Below are 16,264 nucleotides of genomic sequence, written 5' to 3' on the forward strand. Positions count from 1 at the left end.
CGGAGCTTTGCCTTGTTGTCCACTCGTCCGGAGGTCCTCGCCATGTTTTCATCGATTCCCAAACTCAAGCTCATCGGCCGCGCGCTCGCCGGCTGTGTCGCCTTCGCCATGGCCGCCGGCGCGGCCGCGCAGGCACCCGAAAAACTCAAGGTGCGCCTCGACTGGACGCCCTGGGGCGTGCACGGCGCGATGCACCTCGCGCAGCAGAAGGGCTGGTTCAACGCCGCCGGCCTCGACGTGCAGATGGAGGACGGCAACGGCTCGGTCACCACCGTGCAGATCGTCGGTGGCGGCGACCAGTTCGACGTCGGCCATGCGGCGCTCGCATCGATGATGATCGCGCGCGACAAGGGCCTGCCCGTCAAGGGCGTGGCCGTGTTCGCGCGGCTCAGCGACGTCGGCATGCTCGTGCCGGCGGGCGGCGGCATCAAGGGGCCGAAGGATCTCAAGGGCAAGAAGGTGGCCTACACCGCCGGCTCGCTCGAAGCGCCCTTCGTCGATGCCTTCCTCGCCGCGGGCGGGCTGAAGAAGAGCGACATCGAACTCGTCAACGTCGACGCCGCCGGCAAGGCCGCGACCTATGCCGCGGGCCGGGCCGATGCTGCGTTCTCGACCATTCCCTTCTTCCTTCCGGTGGTGTCGCAGACGCGGCCTTCCGAAGCCGTGCGCTTCGCCGACTACAACCTCAACATGCCGAGCTTCGGCCTGTTCGCGTCCGAGGCCAAGCTGGCATCGAAGCGCGAGGCCATCGCCAAGTTTGCGAGCGTGGTCGCGGCCTCGTGGCAGTACGTCTACGACGGCCACGAGGACGAAGCGGTCGAGGCCATCGTCGCCCAGCGCCCGCAGGCCAAGCTCGACAAGAAAGTGCTGCGCGGCCAGATCGATGCGCTGCGCGGCTTCTTCCAGCTGCCTGCACCGGCCGGTCAGCCCTTGGGCGCGCCCGTGGCCGCGGACTGGAGCACGGCGGTGAAGACGCTCACCGACGCCGGCCTGCTGAAGTCGATCAAGGACGGCAACGACTTCTTCGTGCCCGGCCTCGTGCGCCCCGTGGCCCTGAACGCGGCGAGCGCGAAATGACGGCCGCCGCCATCCACGCCCGCGGCGTGCGCAAGGTGTACGAAGGCGACCGCGCGCTCACGGCGCTCGACGGCATTTCGCTGGACATCAAGCCCGGCGAGTTCGTCAGCATCCTCGGCCCGAGCGGCTGCGGCAAGAGCACCTTTCTGCGTTGCGTGGCCGGGCTCGAAACCATCAGCGGCGGCGACCTGCGCGTGGACGACCGGGCGGTGGCCGGCCCGCCCGACCACGTGGGCATGGTCTTCCAGCGCGATGCGCTGCTCGAATGGCGCAGCATCGAGCGCAACATCATGTTGCCCATCGAATTCGCCGGCAAGCCGGTGGCGGCCTACCGCCAGGCGATGGCCGACCTGCTCAAGCTCACCGGCCTCACCGAGTTCGGCGACCGCTATCCGCGCGAACTCTCGGGCGGCATGCGCCAGCGTGCCGCCATCTGCCGCGCGCTGATCGACCAGCCCAGCCTGCTGCTGATGGACGAGCCCTTCGGCGCCCTCGATGCGCTCACGCGCGACCAGATGAACGTCGAACTGCAGCGCATCTGGCTGGAGACGCGCAACACGGTGATGTTCGTCACCCACGGCATCGCGGAAGCGGTGTTCCTGGCCGACCGGGTGGTGGTGTTCTCGCCGCGGCCCGGCCGCATCGCCGACATCATCGAAGTCAACCTGCCGCGCCCGCGCAAGCTCTCGGTGCGCGAGACGGCGCAGTTCGGCGCTTACACCGCGCGCATCCGCAAGCTCTTCCACGAGATGGGTCTGATCAACGAAGACCCCGGCGAAGTCCGGGAGGAGATGGCGGCATGAAGACGCTCAAGCAGAAGGGCCGCCAGTGGGGCCTGGGTTTGTTCACGATGCTGCTCTTCCTCGTGCTCTGGGAGGCGCTGGTGCGGTTGCTGCACGTGCGGCCCATCACGCTGCCGCCGCCGAGCGCGGTGCTGCTGGAGCTGTCGCAGGAATGGCGCTGGTATCTCGACCATGCCTGGTACACGCTGGCCACGACGCTGGGCGGCTTCGTGCTTGCGGTGGTGGTGGGCGTGGGCCTGGCCATGATGCTGGTGGGTTCGCGCTGGTTCGAACACTCGATCTATCCGCTGATCGTGGCGCTGAACAGCGTGCCCAAGGTCGCGATCGCGCCGCTGTTCGTGATCTGGCTGGGCACGGGCTCGGAGCCCAAGATCGCCATCGCCTTCCTGATCGCGGTGTTCGCCGTCATCGTCGACGCGGTGCACGGGCTGCGTTCGGTGCCGCAGGACGTACTGGACCTGGGGCGCGTGTTGAAGGGGTCGACGCTGGACTTCTTCCTGAAGGTGCGCCTGCCTTGTGCTCTGCCGTCGATCCTGACCGGCATGAAAGTTGCGATCTCGCTGGCGCTCGTCGGTGCGATCGTCGGGGAATTCGTGGCGTCGCAGCGTGGGCTGGGCTACGTGATTCTCAGCGCGCAGGGCACCTTCGACACCACGCGCGTGTTCGCGGCGGTGATCGTGTTGGCGCTGCTGGGGATCGCGCTGTACGGCGGACTGGCCTGGGCGGAGCGGAGGCTCACGCCCTGGCGGCCGCAAGAGGCGATGGCGTAGGCGCGATGCCCTCACCCTAGCCCTCTCCCAGAGGAACAGGGGACAAGAGGCTTCCTCCACCTCTCGGCAAGAGGGGGCAACATGCCTTACTCCCTCTCCCTCTCCCTCTGGGAGAGGGCAGGGGTGAGGGCACCGGGCGCACCCACAGCCCACCCCCTCCAAACCCGTCATCAACCCAATAGTTGCTCAACAGACAACTTCTGACTAAAGTGTTGCCCCATACGCTCACCCGAGCGTCATTCCCTGGAGCACACGATGAAGTTTGCCTTTCTGCTGTACGACGGCGTGGAGCCCATCGACCTGGCCGCGATCGGCGTGGTCTCGATGGCCAAGCGCGTGGTGCCCGAACTCGAGTACCTCACGGTCGCCGCCGACACCGCCTTGCAGCGCATGTCGAACGGCCTGCGCGTCGTGCCTGACTTCGGCTTCGCTGACTGCCCCCCGTTCGACGTGCTCATCGTGCCCGGCGGGCCCGGCTGGGTGCAGGCGAGCGAAGACCCCGCCATTCGCGAGTTCCTGCGCCGCCGGGGCGACGGCACGCTGCTGGTCTCCATCTGCACCGGCGCCATGCTGCTGGCGAAGGCCGGTCTGCTCGACGGCCGCAGCGCGACCACCAAGCGCGAGGTGCGCCCGCCAGAGGTCTCGCCGCTCTCGCTGCTCGCGCGCGACCACCCCCGCATCGACACCCGCCACGCGCTCATGGTGGACAACGGCACGGTGCTCACCGGCGGCGGCGTGAGCCTGTGCATCGACGCGATGCTGCACGTCATCGCCACGCGCATCGGCGCCGCGCAGGCCGCCGAGGTGGCGCGGATCATCGAATACGGCGCGGCCTGGGAAGCCAACAAGGCGCGCCTGCCCACGCTCCAGGCGGGCGAGGGTTTGTCCTAGCGCCACATCGCGTTGACGCGACCGATCGGGCAACCTATAGTTTCCCAATGGACAACATAAGTTGCCCGTCGCAGCGCCGCCGAGCGGCGCGTGTCAGATCAAGGATTGGAGAAGGCGATGGAAATCACGCAGGACTACGGCGCCGCAGCGGCGGAGCAGGCGAAGAAGGCGGACCCTCGCGTCGGCCGGGTGGTGTTCGCCAGCACGCTCGGCACGATCATCGAGTGGTACGACTTCCTGATCTACGGCGCGGCCGCTGCGCTGGTGTTCAACAAGCTGTTCTTTCCGTCGGTGGACCCGTTCCTCGGCACCTTGGCCGCGCTGGGCAGCGCGGCAGTCGGCTTCTTCGCGCGGCCCTTCGGTGGTGCCGTGTTCGGCTACTTCGGCGACCGGTTGGGCCGCAAGTCGATGCTGCTGCTCACGCTGGTCATCATGGGCCTGGGCACCTTCGCCATCGGCCTGTTGCCGACCTACGCACAGATCGGCATCTGGGCGCCGGTCCTGCTGATCCTGCTGCGCATCGTGCAGGGCATCGGCCTGGGCGGCGAATGGGGCGGCGCGGCGCTGATGGTGCTGGAACATGCGCCCGCCAAGCGGCGCGGGTTGTGCGGCAGCCTCGTGCAGGTGGGCTTTCCGATCGGGCTCATCCTTTCGGCGGGCGTGTTCGCCCTGGTGTCGAAGCTGCCCGAGGAGGAGTTTCTTTCCTGGGGCTGGCGCGTGCCCTTTCTCTCCAGCATCGTGCTCGTGATCCTCGGCGCATTCATCCGCATGAAGGTGGAAGAGTCGCCGGTCTTCGAGGCCATGAAGGCCAAGAAGGAGATCGCGCGCAACCCGCTTGCAGAGGCGATCTTCAAGCATCCGAAGAGCTTTCTGGTGGCCATCGGGCTCAAGATCTCGGAAGTGTCGTGGGTCTACATGCTGACCGTGTTCGTGGTGGTGTACGCCACCACCAAGCTGGGCTTGCCCAAGTCGCAGATCCTCGACGCGATCATGATCGCAGCGGCGATCGAGATCGTGACCATCCCGCTCTTCGGCTACCTCTCGGACAAGTTCGGGCGCCGGCCCTTCTACTTCGCGGGCGCCATCTTCACGATCTTCTTCGCCTTCCCGGTGTTCTGGCTGCTCGGCACGCGTGACCCGCTGATCATCGTGGCCACGGTCGCGGTGGCCCTGAGCTTCGGCCACGGGCTGATGTTCGCGCCCGAGGCGACCTACTTCCCCGAACTGTTCGGTGCCCGTGCCCGCTACAGCGGCGCGTCCTTCGGCTTCCAGGTGGCCGCGGCCATCGGTGGCGGCTTGACGCCGGTGCTCGCCACCTGGCTCACCGAACGGCTGGGCGGCACCTCCGGTGTTTCCATCATGCTGATCGTGCTGGCGCTGATCACGCTCACTGCCGCCTTCTTCGCGCACGAGACGCGCGACCGATCCGTGTCGGTGTCGTGAGGCCCGACCTTTCCATCCACCCAATCATTCACCCGATCATTCATTCATTCCAAAGGAGATCTCATGTCCAACGTCCACACCGCACAGCGCCTCGCCGGCAAGCTCGAGCCCACCAAGGGCGGCTCGATCTACGTCGACCCCGAGAAGCTCGAATGGCAGAAGTCCCAGTTCGAAAAAATCTGGATGAAGGTGCTCTACCGCAACGACGAGGCCGGCGAGATGACGGTGCTGCTCAAGTGGGAGCCGGGCGCCGTGCTGCCCTTCCACAAGCATCCCGAGATCGAGCAGAGCTGGGTGCTCGAAGGCAGCTTCTACGATCACGATGGCATCTGCCGCGCCGGCCAGTACGTGTGGCGCCAGCCCGGCTCGTTGCACGAGACGCGCTCCGACGAAGGCTGCCTGCTGCTGGCCATCTACCGCAAGCCCAACGTGTTCTTCCACACCGCCGGCTTCCAGTCGGAGGCGAAGGCGCAGCCCGCCACGGCCTGAGGACGAGCGCGGTGGCCTACGTCGTTACCCAGGCCTGCATCGGCTGCCGCTACGGCGAATGCATCGAGGTCTGCCCGCAGGAGGCGTTTCACGAAGGGCCGAACTTCGTCGTCATCGACCCCGACGCCTGCGCCAACTGCGCCTTGTGCGAGATGGTGTGCCCGGTGCAGGCCATCCATCAGGCACACGGGCTCGAGGCGGCGATGCAGCCTTTCGTGGCGCTCAACGCAGAGCTCGCGCGCCGCTGGCCCAAGGCGAGCTACCGGGGCCCGCTGCCGCAGGCCGATGCGTTGGCCGCTCGCGCGGACAAGCTCGCGCTGCTCGACAGGGGCGGGGAGGGGCCTCCGTAGAATCGGGCGACATGCCAACGAAGAAGCGTCCCGCAGCAGCAGCCCCGGCCCCGGAGAGCGCGTCGGAGCCGGTGCAGCAGCAAGACGCCGCACTGCCCACCGCCGACCTCGGCGCCCGCATCAAGCACCAGCGCCTGGCTGCCGGCCTGACCCTTGCCGAACTGGCCGAACGCGCCGGCTTCGGCAAGGCGTATCTCTCCCGCATCGAAAACGGCAAGAAGGTGCCGCCGATCGGCACGCTCTCGCGCATCGCGGACGTGATGGGCATCGAGGCAGCGGCCCTGCTGCAAAGCGCGGGCGTGCAGACGCGGTGGCGCGGCTCCAGCGTGGTCCGGCGCAACGAGAAGCGGCAGACGGTGCTGGGCGGCAGCGCCTTCGGCTACGACTACTTCGCGCTCACCGACGCCACCGAGGGGCGCGCACTGCAGCCGTTCCTGTTTTCCTTCCCGGCCGAGGTCGACAAGTTCGTCTTCTTCGAGCACGAGGGCGAAGAACTGCTGCACGTGCTCACCGGCCGCATCGAATGGCAGGTGGGCATGGACAAGTACATCCTCGAAGCCGGCGACACCATCCACTTCGATTCGCGCATGCCGCACCGTGGGCATGCGCTCTCGGGCGCGGCCACGGCGCTGGTGGTGATGTACTCGCCGGGCAAGCCGGCCAACCTGGGTTGAGGTTTCGACCCGTTCAGTGGTTGCCGGACGACCGGCGAAGAGCTTGGAGCATCACGGCGCCGACCAGTGAGGCCAAGACGGCTCCCGCAGCGCAGACAGAAGCACCGGTCAGGACCATTTCCCGGCTGCCGTGATCGGTGTTGTTGGACATTTGCTCGTTGGCGGATGTGATCGCGCCGGCAATCGTCATCAAAAAACCGACACAGAGCGGCGTACCGATGAAATGGCACATCACGGTCGGTTGCGGCGTATGGTCGAAATAGTCGCGCACGGCCTGCCACGTGTCGTTTGGAATGTTGCTCAGGGCTTGAGTCAGTGAATTTCCGTGTGGAAGAGCCGTATTGCCAGGCGCTTGCCTGTCATTGTCGATGTGCTCGTTCAGTGGAACTTGAATCGCGACGTCGACGGGTGCTGCAATTTGAAAATTTTCAGCCTCAGATTCGGATGACTGCTCAGAGGCGCGGAACTCTGGCAATTCGCTGTCTGTGAGATCGGCAATCGCGTGGTCTTCAGGTTGAAGTTGGGTTTGTGGCTGAGGCGAACATTCAAAGATGCTTGGGCGCGGGCTGGTTGAAATCATGATTGTGTTTGGGTCAAAGCTTGAATGGTTGCATCAAATGCTGGAGGTGCCGGCGCTCAATGTCGCAAGTCGTGCTTCCGCGAGCATTTGAAAGTGTCGATGTCGCTCATCCGAACGTGCGAAATCGATGGTCTTCTCGAAGGCGGCGGTCGCAGCATCGGGGATTTGCAGCGCTTGCAGGCATTCGCCCAGCCGGTATTGCGCCGCCACAGTGACATCGAACTTTTCATCGAGCGCCGCTGCTGTTTCGAAAAAGGCGCCGGCTTCGGCAGGCATGCCCAGGCGCTGAAGACAGGTGCCAGCAAGGAAGGGAAAGCGGCAGTTGCGGCTGCCATTGGCGGTCAACACCAGCGCCAGCGGTAAAGCGTGTACGAATTCGTTGTCTTTGCACAGATCGAGTGCCGCCTCGTAAAGTTCGCGGTCGAACTCCGGGCCGTGGCCATGAAACCGTTTCGGCATTCGGCTGGAATCACTGTTCGCTTGAAAATCGGTCGGGTTCTTTTGAATATTCCGCAGTTTTTCTGTTGCCGCTTCCACGAGCGCGGCAATTCTCGGGTCAGAAGGTGGATGAACGTAGGAAGACGGTAAATTCAAAATGCATCGCTCTCCGGAATTGTTGTGAAGGTCGTGAGTGGACACGATCAGCGTTTAAGTTCCAACTCGCGGATTTGCTGGTCAGCCTTTTTACAACGCAAAGAAAGCGAAAACATCGAATAGATTGAACTGGCGCTTGGCATGCACACGCCGTGCCGTCCAAGGCGCTACGCCGCCAACGCCGACACCGGCGTTCAAGCCAAGGCTTGCCGCAATCCGACGTTGCTGCGCAGGGCGGGCGACAGCGTGAGGGCCCTGCGCGCCTGCAGTTCAGTTGCCGCATCGAGGGGTGCAAGCCACTGGATCTCGCCGCCCACGCTCGCCGCGATCGGTACGCCGTCCTGGTAAAGGACGCGCGAACCCGGCACGCGCGGCACGCGGCCGCCGGGCAGCACGCTGCCGAGCAGGTTGGCCGGGTCGGCGGCCGAGAGGCAGATCAGCTCGCCATCGGGCGCATTGCGCCGCACCTGGCGCAGCAGGCCGATGGCCTCGGGCAGGGCGAATTGCTCGCCCGACAGGCCCGCGATGAAACGCCCGCCGCGGATCTCGCCGCGCGCCTCCAGCCGGCGGTAGCAGCGCACCAGCTCGCGCCAGGGCGGCAGCCATGCGGCCTCGCGTTCGATCAGGTGCCAGCACATCACGCCGTAGCGCCGCAGCAGCACGCGCGCGACCTGCTCGACGGCATCGGCCGCGGGCGCGTCGGCGCTGCTGGGCGGCCGCGCGAGCGACCAGCGCCCCGCGTCCTCGATGCCGAACAGCGGATTGCGCCGGCGGCCCTGGCGGGCATGCGTGCTGGCCCGCTTGGAGGCCGGCACCAGCAGCGCGCGCAGTCCGGCGTAGCTGTCGCAGCGAACGCGGCCGCGGGCGACCAGCTCCGACAGCGCGTCTTCCAGCTCGGTGCCGAGCAGCCGGGCGCCGTCCTGGATCTCGTCGAAGAAGGAGGCGCCGCGCTCGCCGAGCCATGCGGCCACGCGCTGCGCGCGCGAACTCAGCGCCTCGTCATCGGCGGGCGTGGGGGCGAGGCCGGTCCACAGCGCGGCGCTGCGGCGCGGCAACAGCAGGATCGGCGTGCTGCGCAACGACGTTCCGGCGCGACCGGCGCGTCCCTCGACCACGTTCGGCCGCAGTCGAGTCCACATCACGCGGCCGGCTGTGCAGAGGTCGTCGAGCCAGGGGCTGGAATAGTCGTTGACGCGGGCGGGCAGCAGCTCGGACTCCCACAGCGCGGCGGGCGCCTCGTAGCCTTCGAGCTGCGTCAGCACGCCGGTCAGCGCCTCGGGGCCGCTGACGCGCGAGGACGCACTCACGTGCTGCCATTCGAAAAGGAAGCGCGCAAAGTCGCGCGGCTCGACCGGCTCGATCTCGCGCCGAAGACGCTTGAGCGTGTAGCGGTGGATGCGGGCCAGCAGGTGGCGCTCGCACCACTCGGGTTCGGCAGCGCCGGGCGTGAAGCGGCCGCTGAGCAGCAGACCTTCGCCTTGCAGGCCCAGCAGGGCGGTTTCGATCTCGGCGAGGGGCAAGCGCAGATGCCGCTCCAGCTGCGGCAGCGTGACGGGACCGAGCCCGCCCAGGCGCGATTGCAGCAGTTCGCGCAGGGCTTCGTCGCGGCTGGCAGGCGGCTGTGCGCAGGCGGCGGGTGCTTCGATGTGCGGTTGCAGGCTGGCCGAGGGATGCAAGAGGCGCAGTAGCGACAGGCGTTCGGCCGTCACCCACATGCCCTCGTTTTCGCCTGCCGGCAGCAGGCGTGTCGCGCGCCCCGCCTGGACCAGCTCGGCCAGCCAGGCGGCCCAGGCCGGATCGCGTTCGGCTTCCTCGTCGGTCAGCAGGCCCAGTCCGTTGAGCGCCTCGTGCATCTCGTCCGCGTGGCGGGGCGCCGGCCAGGCTTCCTCGCGCACGGCGTCGATCGCCTCGGGGTCGAGCCGGCCCAGGTCGTCGGCGCTTTCCGGATCGCTGTAGCGCCGGCTCTGCACGGCCCGCGTTCGGCGTTCTTCGAGCGGTGCGTCGTCGAGAAAGGCATAGGGGCGGGCGCTCAGCACCTCGGCCGCGAGCGGCGAGGGCGCGGGCAGGTCGCGCGCTGCCACCTTCACTTCGCCCGACTCCATGCGGCGCAGCAGGGCCAGCCAGCCCTCGGCATCCATCGCCTCGTGCAGGCAGTCGTCGAGCGTTTGCGCGACCAGCGGATGCTCGGGCACCTCGCGCTCGCCGGCCAGGTTCTCGGCGCAGGCCACCTGGTCGGGGAAGACGCTGGCGAGCAGGTCTTCGGACTTCATGCGCTGCAACTGCGGCGCGACCTTGCGGCCGCCGACGAAGCGCGGCAGCGCGAGCGCGGTGGTCGCGTTCCAGCGCCAGCGCACACCGAAAAGCGGCGCATCGAGCAGGGCCTGCACGAGCACGTCGAGCGCGGTGGCCGAATGCAGGTAGCGCGCGACCTCGTCGAGCGCAAAGCTGTGGCTGGTCGACAGCGACAGCACGATCGCGTCTTCCGTCGCCGCGGCCTGCAGCTCGAAGTTGAACTTGCGGCAGAAGCGCTTGCGCAGCGCCAGGCCCCAGGCCCGGTTGAGCCGGCTGCCGAAGGGCGAATGGATGACCAGCTGCATGCCGCCCGATTCGTCGAAGAAGCGCTCCAGCACGATCTGGTGCTGGCTGGGCAGCACGCCCAGCACGGCCAGGGTGCGGGCCAGGTGGTCCACCAGCTGGCGCGCGGCGTCTTCCGACAGGCCTGCGATGTGCCCCTGCAACCACCGCGCCGCGGCCGGCGCGCCTTCGGCCTCGATGCGCCCGGCGATCTCTTCGCGCAGGCGCGACACGCCGAGCGAGAGTTCATCGCTGCGTCCCGGCGCTTCGCCGAGCCAGAAGGGGATGTTGGGCGCGGCGCCCTGGGCGTCTTCCACGCGCACGCGGCCGGGCTCGATGCGCAGGATGCGGTAGCTGGTGTTGCCGAGCTGGAACACGTCGCCGGCCAGGCTTTCGACCGCGAAGTCTTCGTTGACCGTGCCGATCGCGTGGGCCTGCGGCTCCAGCACCACGCTGTAGTCGCCGGTCTCGGGAATGGTGCCGCCGGAGGTCAGCGCCGTCATGCGCGCGCCGCGGCGTTCGCGAAGCAGGTGATGCACTGCATCGCGGTGGACGTAGCCGGCGCGCGGCCCGTTGCGGGTGGCGAAGCCCTGGACCAGCATCGACAGCACGGCCTCGAACTGCGCGCGCTCCAACGCGGCATAGGGCCAGGCCCGCCGCACCATGTCGAAGAGCGTGTCCTCTTCCCATTCCTGGCAGGCGGTCTCGGCCACGATCTGCTGGGCCAGCACGTCGAGCGGCGCTCGTGGAATGCGCAGGGCGTCGAGCTCCCCGCGGCGGATGCAGTCCAGCAATGCCGCGCATTCGACCAGCTCGTCGCGCGACTGCGGAAACAGCCGTGCCTTCGGCGTGCCGCCGACCGCGTGGCCCGAGCGTCCTGCCCGCTGCAGAAAGGTGGCGATGGCGCGCGGCGAGCCCAACTGGCAGACCAGGTCGACGTCGCCGATGTCCAGGCCCAGCTCCAGCGAGGCGGTGGCCACCAGCACCTGCAGCTCGCCGCGCTTGAGGCGCTGCTCGGCATCGAGCCGCGCTTCCTTGGCCAGGCTGCCGTGGTGCGCGGCCACGGCTTGCTTGCCCAGGCGTTCGCCCAGGTGGCGCGCGGCCCGCTCGGCCATGCGCCGGGTGTTGACGAAGACCAGCGTGGTCCGGTGCATCAGCACCAGCTCGGCCACGCGGCCGTAGACCTGCTCCCATTGCTCGTTGGTCATCACCGCGCCCAGCGGCTGCGGCGGCAGCTCGAGCGCCAGGTCGCGCCGCTTCGCGTAGCCGATGTCGACGATCTCGCAGTCGGCCACGCCGTCGTGCACGTGCGCCGCGCCGACCAGGAAGCGCGCGACCTCTTCGATCGGCTTCTGCGTGGCCGACAGGCCGATGCGGGTGATGGCCCCGTCGGCCAGCGCCTCCAGCCGCTCGAGCGTCAGCGCGAGGTGGCTGCCACGCTTGCCGGCGGCGATGGCGTGGATCTCGTCCACGATCACTGTGCGCACCGTCGAGAGCATGCCGCGGCCAGAGGCGGAGCCCATCAGCACGTACAGCGACTCGGGCGTCGTCACCAGGATGTGCGGCGGCCTGCGCAGGGCCTGCTGCCGGTCGCGCTGAGCGGTGTCGCCGGTGCGCACCGCGCTGCGGATCGCGACGTCGGGCAGGCCCAGCCGCGCGAGCTCGTCGCGGATGCCGGCCAGCGGCAGTTCGAGGTTCAGGTGGATGTCGTTCGACAGCGCCTTGAGCGGCGAGACGTAGACCACCGTGGTCTGGTCGTGCAGGCCTTCGGGCGCCAGACCCTGGCGCACCAGCGCGTCGAGTGCAGCGAGGAAGGCGGTCAGCGTCTTGCCCGAGCCCGTGGGCGCCGCGACCAGCGTGTGCCGCCCGGCGCGAATCGCCGGCCAGGCGGCCGTCTGCGCCTCGGTGGGTGCGGGAAAGCTGCGGCTGAACCAGCCGGCAACGGCGGGGTGGAAATTGGCCAGGGGCATGAGGTGGATGGGCCGCGCGGCGGCCGGCTTGCGGAGCATGTTACGCGGCTGCGGGGCAGGGCGTTCGAGCGGGGCGAATCACCCCCGGCACCGGCTTGGCGGGACGCGAATGGCGTCTGTTCCGGGCATCGATTTGGCTGGATTGCGCCACTCGGCGCGTCTTCTACGCCAACTCTGCCGTGGCCGTTACAAAGCATCAGGTTCTGGTCGGTCTTCCGTCTATTTCTTCACACGTCTCCCAGGGGAAACAGGCGCACACTACGTTCACTGTTTCTCTGGGGGATTGCTGCAAAGGCAATCATTTGGGCTCGCTCTGCGAGCCCTTTTTTTTGCCCGCGCCAACGCCAGGCCCGAGCTCACGGATCCATGTCACCGACTGCGATGGAATGCGCCAGCAGCGCTGCGTACTGCGAAGCGCTGGGGCGAAACGGCGCGGAAAGGTTGAAGTGGCTGCGCTCGGCAGCGGCCGCCATGGCCCGCAGGTCCTTCGCGGCGTAGCCCAGTTCGGCCAAGGTGGCGGGCAGGCCCAGTTCCCGCATCAGCGCTGCCACGCCCGCAGCCAATGAGGCACCGGAAGAGAGCCCGAAGGCTTCGGCCACCGCAGTCATCCGCGCGGGTGCGTGTTCTGCCGTCGCATCGAGCGTGGCGACCAGGCCGATTCCGCTCAGCACGCCGTGGTGGAAGCCCTGGTCGCTGCAAACGATGGCGACGGCGTGTGCCGGCCCGAGGCCCATGGCGATGGACGCGCCGCCCGCGTAGGCGGCCATCATCATTTCTGCTCGTGCATCGAGATCGTTGCCGTCGACCACGGCGCGGCGAAGATGACGCGCCACTCGCCGGATGCCGTCGAGCGCGATCGCCTTGCCGAGCGGCTGATCGCGTTCGGAGAGATACCCCTCGATGCAATGGGACAGTGCGTCGATGCCGGTGGCGGCGGTGAGCCGTCGCGGCAGGCTCAGCGTGAGTTCGGGGTCGAGCACCGCCAGCCTGGGCACCAGATGCCGCGAGTTCATGCCGACCGACGGCGTCGTTGCATCGGGGTGGATGCCGGCGGAGGGCGAGGCTTCGCTGCCGGTGCCGGCCGTGGTCGGAATCACGACGAGCGGCGCCGCGGGACCGTGTGGCACGCCGGGCTTGCCGGCGTAGTCGGCGACCGTTCCGGCGTTGGCGGCCAGCAGGGCGATCATCTTGGCGGTGTCGATCACCGAGCCACCGCCCACGGCGAGCACGCCGTCGCATCCGTGCGCCAGGTAAGCCGCGGCGCCGGCATCCACATCGGTGAACAGCGGGTTCTCGGTCACGTTGTCGAAGAGCACGGTCGAAACGCCGCCCCCGCAGGCAGCCACCACGCGGGCCGAGACGCCGGCCGCGACCAGGCCCTGGTCGGTGACCAGCAAGGGGCGGCGCACGCCCAGGCCTTCGAGTTCGGCAGACAGCGTCCGCACGGCGCCTCGGCCGAACAACGTCCGCGGGAGTGTCAATGCGGTTGCGGCTGCGGGTGCGACCACGAGGGCGGCGGTTGTCGGTTTCACGGTGCGGCCATCGTTCATAGCGGGTAGTGCCGCTTTTCCTGGCTCACCGTCACCAGGTTGAGGTCGGTGAACATGTCGATCGCCCAGCGGCCGAAGCGCGCCCAGTCGCTGTCCTTGACGCCGCCGAAGGGGATCTGCGGTTCGCCGCCCATCGTGGGTCCGTTGACGTTGACCATGCCGGCCTGCACTTGGCCGCCCAGGCGGATGCCGTTCCACACGTCCGCGGTCATGATCGACGCCGACAGGCCGTAGGCCGTGCCGTTGGCCTCCGCCACGGCTTCTCGTTCGTCGTCGAAAGCTTCGACCAGCACGACCGGCCCGAACACCTCTTCGCTGTGGATGGGTGCATCGGCGCTGACGTCCGCCAACACGGTGGCGTCGAAGCAGCGCCCGCGCGACGTGCCGCCCGCCACCAGGCTCGCGCCGCAGGCCAGTGCCTCATCGATCCCGCGCTGCACCTTGGCCAAGGCCTGGTCGTTGATCAGCGGCCCCAGCTTCGTGTGCGGGTCGCTCGGGTCGCCGGCCCGCAGGTCGCGTGCGCGCTGCGCGAAGCGCGCCAGGAATTCGTCGTACAGCGATCGATGCACGAGGATCTTGCGTGTGTTCATGCAGATCTGGCCCTGGTGGAAGAACGCCGCGAAGATGGCCGTGTCCACGGAGTAGGCAAGGTCTGCATCGGCCAGCACGATCATCGGGTTGTAGCCGCCCAACTCCAGCGCGATGCGTTTGAGTTTGCCGCCTGCGCGCGCGGCCAGCCGCGCACCGGTGGAGGACGAGCCTGTGAAGTTGTACGCGCGCACCTTGGCGCTGTCGAAGAGGCGGTCCGCGATGGGGCCGATGTCGTCCGGCGCGTGGGTCACCACATTGACGACGCCGGGCGGAAAGCCCGCTTCGTGCAGGACTTCGCCGATCAACAGGCCGGCGCACACCGGGGCTTCTTCCGACGGCTTGAGCACGACCGTGTTGCCGCAGGCGAGCGGCGCGACGACGGTGCGAAAGCCCAGTGCCAGCGCGCCGTTCCACGGCGAGATGCCGCAGACCACGCCGAGCGGCTTGCGCACGGCCATCGCGAACACGCCGGGCGTGTCGGACTGCACGATCTCGCCGCCCGGCAGGTACGGATAGCCGGCGGCCTGGCGCAGCAGCCCTGTCGCCCACTGGATCTGAAAACGCGAGAAGGCCGCCGCCGTACCGGTCTCCCGCGCCATGAGCCGCACGACCTCGTCCGCGCGGCGTTCCAGGATCGTGGCCGCGTTCAGGAAGAGCGCTTGGCGCGCACGCGCACCCATGGCCGCCCAGGCCGCGAACGCATGGTCGGCCGCGTCGATGGCGCGTTGGGCGTCGGCCGCGCCGGAGGCGGGCACCGTGGCGAACGCGTGTCCCGTGTAGGGATCGATGTCCTCGAAGGTGCGGCCGCTCTCGGCGCCGACCCACTCGCCCGCGATGAGTTGGCGATAGGCGTGCGCGCCGCCGGAAAGGGAAGGGAGCATCTCGAAATCCTCGTGATCTTGCAGGTGGCTTGCGCGTCGTCAGTCGATCGACACCTTGACGTGCCTGAGCACCTCGGCGTAGCGCGCACGGTCCGACTTCATGAGATCGGCGACCTGCTGCGCAGGGCCGGGGCTGGCGATGAAGCCGAAGGTGTTCAGGCGGTCCCTGGCATCGGGATGCGACAGCGCTTCGTTGACCGCCTTGTTGATGCCGTCCACCGTGCCGGCCGGCGTGCCTCGCGGTGCCATCAGGGCGACCCACGACAGCGTGCTGATGCCCTGCGGACCGCCGGCTTCCTCGAGCGTGGGAACATCCGGCAGCGCCGGCGAGCGCGCGACGTCCGCCACCGCGAGGAAGCGCAGCTTGCCCGCGCGCGCGAGCGGGCCGGCGGTGGCGATGCTGCCGTACGCCCAGTCGACCTCGCCGGTCGACACCGCAGCATAGAGCTGCGACGTTTCCTTGTACGGCACGTGCATCATGTTGGCGCCGACCGCGTGTTCGAGCCGTGCCGAGAACAAATGGATCGGCCCGCCCACCGCATTCGAGCCGTAGCTCAGCGGCCGGGTCTTTCCGTTCGCGGCCTGCAGCAGGTCCTTCAGGGTCTTGAAGGGGCTGTCTGCGCCCACCGTCACGAAGAAGGCGGTCTTGTAGAGGACTGCCACGGGCACCAGTTCCTTGTCCGGGTCGTACGACAGCTTCTTGAAGATCAGCGGATTGATCGACAGGTTGCCGACGTCGGCCACGACGAGATCGTTGCCGGTCGGCGGCGCATTCTTCATCGCGTTGATGGCGACCACGCCGGCGCCGCCCGGCTTCGGGTCGACGACGACGGGCCGCTCCCATTTGGCCTGCAGCTTCTCCGCGACCACGCGCGCGATGGTGTCGGGGCCGCTGCCGGCCGGCAGCGTGCTGGTGATGCGCACCGGCCCGGTCGTCAGGCCGGCCGGCGCTTGTGCGCGTACGACCGGAGCGAATGCCAGGGCGGCGAGCGTGACTGCGGTGGCCACGATGTTGCGGGTGTTCATG

14 protein-coding genes are annotated in these 16,264 nt (G+C 68.2%); 8 read left to right on the top strand and 6 right to left on the bottom strand.

Translation table 11 applies throughout. The features are described 5' to 3' along the window. The first annotated feature begins 54 nt into the window (after positions 1–54). From B0W80_RS09295 to B0W80_RS09330, 8 genes are all read left to right on the top strand, one after another. The gene (locus B0W80_RS09295; RefSeq protein WP_373038468.1) at positions 55–1,077 is read left to right on the top strand and encodes an ABC transporter substrate-binding protein; all 1,023 of its coding nucleotides are present in this window, start codon (positions 55–57) and stop codon (positions 1,075–1,077) included. Continuing rightward, the gene (locus B0W80_RS09300; RefSeq protein ID WP_076998839.1) at positions 1,074–1,880 is read left to right on the top strand and encodes an ABC transporter ATP-binding protein; all 807 of its coding nucleotides are present in this window, start codon (positions 1,074–1,076) and stop codon (positions 1,878–1,880) included. The genes B0W80_RS09295 and B0W80_RS09300 overlap by 4 nt, the downstream gene beginning before the upstream one ends. After that, positions 1,877–2,650 (top strand): ABC transporter permease, encoded by a 774-nt coding sequence (locus B0W80_RS09305; protein WP_076998840.1) that lies wholly within the window; start codon positions 1,877–1,879, stop codon positions 2,648–2,650. Before B0W80_RS09300 ends, B0W80_RS09305 begins: the two co-directional genes overlap by 4 nt. A gap of 255 nt (positions 2,651–2,905) precedes the next feature. Continuing rightward, entirely contained in the window at positions 2,906–3,541 is a 636-nt protein-coding gene (locus tag B0W80_RS09310; RefSeq protein WP_076998841.1) for a DJ-1/PfpI family protein, read from the top strand. A gap of 117 nt (positions 3,542–3,658) precedes the next feature. After that, entirely contained in the window at positions 3,659–4,984 is a 1,326-nt protein-coding gene (locus tag B0W80_RS09315) for an MFS transporter (protein WP_083745270.1), read from the top strand. Between the two features lie 63 nt (positions 4,985–5,047). Beyond that, positions 5,048–5,473, top strand: a complete 426-nt coding sequence (locus tag B0W80_RS09320) for a cupin domain-containing protein (protein WP_076998842.1) — start codon at positions 5,048–5,050, stop codon at positions 5,471–5,473. An 11-nt stretch (positions 5,474–5,484) separates the two neighbouring features. Then, positions 5,485–5,823, top strand: a complete 339-nt coding sequence (locus tag B0W80_RS09325; protein WP_076998843.1) for a ferredoxin family protein — start codon at positions 5,485–5,487, stop codon at positions 5,821–5,823. Positions 5,824–5,834: 11 nt separating this feature from the next. Continuing rightward, the gene (locus B0W80_RS09330) at positions 5,835–6,497 is read left to right on the top strand and encodes a helix-turn-helix domain-containing protein (RefSeq protein WP_076998844.1); all 663 of its coding nucleotides are present in this window, start codon (positions 5,835–5,837) and stop codon (positions 6,495–6,497) included. A 13-nt stretch (positions 6,498–6,510) separates the two neighbouring features. On the opposite strand, the gene B0W80_RS34805 is transcribed toward B0W80_RS09330, so the two are convergent. The 6 genes from B0W80_RS34805 to B0W80_RS09360 all read right to left on the bottom strand — a co-directional run bounded on the left by B0W80_RS34805 (position 6,511) and on the right by B0W80_RS09360 (position 16,263). Further along, positions 6,511–7,077, bottom strand: coding sequence for a hypothetical protein (locus B0W80_RS34805; RefSeq protein WP_143684539.1), 567 nt, complete (start codon positions 7,075–7,077; stop codon positions 6,511–6,513). A 33-nt stretch (positions 7,078–7,110) separates the two neighbouring features. Next, on the bottom strand, positions 7,111–7,716 hold the full coding sequence (locus B0W80_RS09340; protein WP_143684540.1) for a tol-pal system YbgF family protein: 606 nt from the start codon (positions 7,714–7,716) through the stop codon (positions 7,111–7,113). A 149-nt stretch (positions 7,717–7,865) separates the two neighbouring features. Further along, positions 7,866–12,254: a DEAD/DEAH box helicase gene (locus tag B0W80_RS09345; RefSeq protein ID WP_076998847.1), complete on the bottom strand. Its 4,389-nt coding sequence runs from the start codon at positions 12,252–12,254 to the stop codon at positions 7,866–7,868. Between the two features lie 317 nt (positions 12,255–12,571). Beyond that, positions 12,572–13,765: an iron-containing alcohol dehydrogenase gene (locus B0W80_RS09350; protein WP_083745271.1), complete on the bottom strand. Its 1,194-nt coding sequence runs from the start codon at positions 13,763–13,765 to the stop codon at positions 12,572–12,574. Continuing rightward, positions 13,762–15,237 (bottom strand): aldehyde dehydrogenase family protein, encoded by a 1,476-nt coding sequence (locus tag B0W80_RS09355; RefSeq protein ID WP_076998848.1) that lies wholly within the window; start codon positions 15,235–15,237, stop codon positions 13,762–13,764. The genes B0W80_RS09350 and B0W80_RS09355 overlap by 4 nt, the downstream gene beginning before the upstream one ends. A gap of 39 nt (positions 15,238–15,276) precedes the next feature. Next, positions 15,277–16,263: a tripartite tricarboxylate transporter substrate binding protein gene (locus tag B0W80_RS09360; RefSeq protein WP_076998849.1), complete on the bottom strand. Its 987-nt coding sequence runs from the start codon at positions 16,261–16,263 to the stop codon at positions 15,277–15,279. Between the last annotated feature and the right edge of the window lies 1 nt (position 16,264).

The sequence above is a fragment of the Variovorax sp. KK3 genome, from assembly GCF_001984055.1.
GTDB lineage: Bacteria > Pseudomonadota > Gammaproteobacteria > Burkholderiales > Burkholderiaceae_C > Variovorax.